Origin of the sequence: Frankia sp. AiPs1 (assembly GCF_023716945.1) — a bacterium.
Classification (GTDB): Bacteria; Actinomycetota; Actinomycetes; order Frankiales; family Frankiaceae; genus Frankia.
The window spans coordinates 1-1,375 of sequence record NZ_JAMQQF010000943.1; the positions used below are offsets into that span (position 1 = coordinate 1).

The following is a 1,375-nucleotide window of genomic DNA, read 5'->3' on the forward strand; positions in this document are numbered from 1 at the left end:
TCACCAGGTCGGCGGCGATGGCGGCGAGGCCGCGGCGGGCGTCTCGCAGCGCCACGCCGGCCCAGCGGGCCAGGTCTCGCTCGCCGGCCGGGCCGTGCCCGGCGAGATAGCGGCGGGCCAGCTCGGCGAGGGCGGCGTCCCGGTCGAACTCTCGCGGCGGCGCGCCGAGCCAGTCGCGGACCAGCACGTAGTTCTGCTCGGTGCCGACGACGGGTCCGCGCACCACGAGGCCACGCGTCGCGGCGACGATGAGCAGATAGATCATGGCCTGCCCGGCCGCCGGCACCCCGGCCGCCTCGACCCGTTCCCGCAGCTCGCCGCGTGACAGGGGGCCGTCGTCGGTCAGGGCGCGTTCGATCCGGGCCACGCCCCGCTGCGCGGCGTCCGGGGAGACGCCCTCCTGCGCCAGGCGGCGCCGGATCTGCGCGGCCATGGCCGGTGCGGTCAGCTCCCGCAGCCACCAGTAGTCCTCGGCCCGCACGAGGTGCAGGGTGCCGCGGTTGAGCCAGGTCACGACCAGCGACCGATCCTCGGACAGCGCCCGGTCGACGTCGGCGGCATGCAACCCGCGGGTCCGGGAACGGATCGCCAGGCGCAGGCCGCGGGGATCCTGGCCCTGCACGGCGAGCAGACGTCCGACGACGTCGACGGGGTCGCGGGCCGGCGGGCCGGCCAGTCCCTGAGCAGCCAGCCGGGCCGCGGCGAGGCCACCGTTGTCCGCCATCGGCGCCGCTGTCATCCGTCCAGCCTGCCAGCCGGACTGTCGCCCCGTGTCCACCCGTGTCCACCCGGCCGCGCGGTACCCGGTGGTGTTCACTGGTACGCATGCCACTCACCGGAGAGTATGAGCCAAGTCCCGCGCAGTGGGTCCGTGACCAGGTCGAGGAGATCGAGAGCTCCGGCGGTACCCGGGGCACCTCGATGCAGGGCAAGCCCGTGATCGTCCTGACCACCCGCGGCACGAAGTCCGGCAAGATCCGCAAGACGCCGTTGATGCGGGTCGAGCACGACGGCTCCTACGCGGTGGTTGCCTCTCTCGGCGGCGCACCCAAGCACCCCGTCTGGTACTTCAACATCCTCGGTGACCCGCACGTCGAGCTCCAGGACGGCCCGGTCCGGCGCGACTACGTCGCCCGCGAAGTCACGGGCGACGAGAAGGCACAGTGGTGGGAGCGGGCCGTCGCCGCCTTCCCGAACTACGCCGAGTACCAGCGCAAGACCGAGCGCGAGATCCCGGTCTTCGTGCTCGAGCCCACCGCGGACTGACCCGCGCCCGCCGGCCGACGCGCCCGGCGGCTCACGGCAGCCGTCCCCCTCGAGACGCGCCCGGCCGGCGAACTCGGCGGGACAGCCGCGTGCCCAGCCGGCCCAGGCC

General features: G+C 74.5%; 2 protein-coding genes. One reads left to right on the forward strand and one right to left on the reverse strand.

The genetic code is table 11. The features are described from left to right. Window positions 1–739 (reverse strand): DNA glycosylase AlkZ-like family protein (locus ND748_RS32045; protein ID WP_251750020.1); only part of this gene is annotated, 739 nt, incomplete at its 3' end. A gap of 86 nt (window positions 740–825) precedes the next feature. On the opposite strand from ND748_RS32045, the gene ND748_RS32050 reads away from it, so the two are divergent. Next, window positions 826–1,266 carry a nitroreductase family deazaflavin-dependent oxidoreductase gene (locus ND748_RS32050; RefSeq protein WP_251750021.1) on the forward strand — a complete coding sequence of 147 codons (441 nt, stop codon included), beginning with the start codon at window positions 826–828 and terminating at the stop codon, window positions 1,264–1,266. The last annotated feature ends 109 nt before the right edge of the window (window positions 1,267–1,375 follow it).